This window comes from Arthrobacter sp. AK01 (assembly GCF_021109375.1).
Lineage (GTDB): Bacteria > Actinomycetota > Actinomycetes > Actinomycetales > Micrococcaceae > Arthrobacter.
Genome location: NZ_JAJOHP010000144.1, coordinates 1 through 1,265, shown reverse-complemented (window position 1 = coordinate 1,265; position 1,265 = coordinate 1). Strand labels below are relative to the sequence as shown.

Genomic DNA, 1,265 nt, shown 5'->3' with positions numbered 1-1,265 from the left:
GGCAAAGTCATAGGGTCGTTGCAACGCTCTGATTGATGGAGCGTTTCATGGTCAAGTTGTTTCCTTCGGGTGCGCGTGCCGAGTTTGTTGATTTGGTGTGTGCGGGGGTCTCGGTTCTTGAGGCTTCCCGGCGTGTCGGGGCGGTGCACGCGACCGGGGGAAACTGGTGGGCTCAGTCTGGCCTGATGATGACGTTGAACCGTGGCGCTGTCGGGGGTCTTGCCGATCCTGCGCCTTCGGCAGAGGGACCTGGCCGGGCCTTGGGTCTGGGCGAGCGGGGGATGATCCAGATGGGTGTTCTGCTGGGGCTCAGTTACGCCAAGATCGGTGAATTGATTGGCCGGGATAAGTCCGTGGTCTGGCGGGAGGTGAAACGGCACAGAAGCGCGGACGGGAAGTATTACGCCTCGGTCGCCCACGCCAAAGCGCACCAGGACAGGCGCCGGCCCAAACCGTTCAAACTCGTCCAGGACGAGGACCTCTGCCGGCTGATCGGTGTGTGGATGGATGACGGGTGGAGCCCGAAATTGATCTCCTCAATGTTGGCGCACTACTTCGTCGACGATCAGACTATGCAGGTGAGCCACGAGACGATCTATCAAGCGCTGTATGTCCAAACCCGCGGGAACCTGCGGGCGGACCTGGCCGAAAAGCTCAGCCTGAAACGCAAGCAACGCGTTCCGCACACCAGTGACCGCCGTAAGAACAGCCCTTACGGTGAGGCATTCAAGATCAGCCAACGCCCGCCCGAGGTCCAAGACCGGGCAGTGCCTGGCCACTGGGAAGGGGACCTCATCATCGGGACCGACGGGACCGCGATCGGCACGTTGGTGGAACGCTCGACCCGGTTCACGATCCTGCTGCACCTGCCCGGGGACCACACCGCGGAGACCGTTGCCGCTGCGATGATCCGGGAGATGGCTTCCCTCCCGGATCACCTGCGACTCTCGATCACTTGGGACCGCGGAACCGAACTGGCCGACTACGCGAAGATCCAAACCGCACTCGAAACGACCCTGTATTTCTGCGACCCGCACTCACCCTGGCAACGCGGCACCAACGAGAACACCAACAGGCTCCTGAGGTTCTGGTTCGAGAAAGGCACCGACCTTTCAGTGCACACCCCCGAGGACCTCCGCCTGGTCGCAGCGAAACTCAACCGCCGACCCAGACCAACCCTGAACCTCGAAACACCAGCCAACCGACTAAACCAGCTGCTACAAGCGGCCTAACCCCCAGCGTTGCTCCCACCAGTTGACTTTGCC

The 1,265-nt window shown here is 61.8% G+C and carries 1 protein-coding gene; it reads left to right on the top strand.

The genetic code is table 11. The annotated features are described in order from the left end of the window. Window positions 1-47 precede the first annotated feature (47 nt). Window positions 48-1,232: an IS30 family transposase gene (locus tag LN996_RS23455; protein WP_374110765.1), complete on the top strand. Its 1,185-nt coding sequence runs from the start codon at window positions 48-50 to the stop codon at window positions 1,230-1,232. Window positions 1,233-1,265 lie beyond the last annotated feature (33 nt).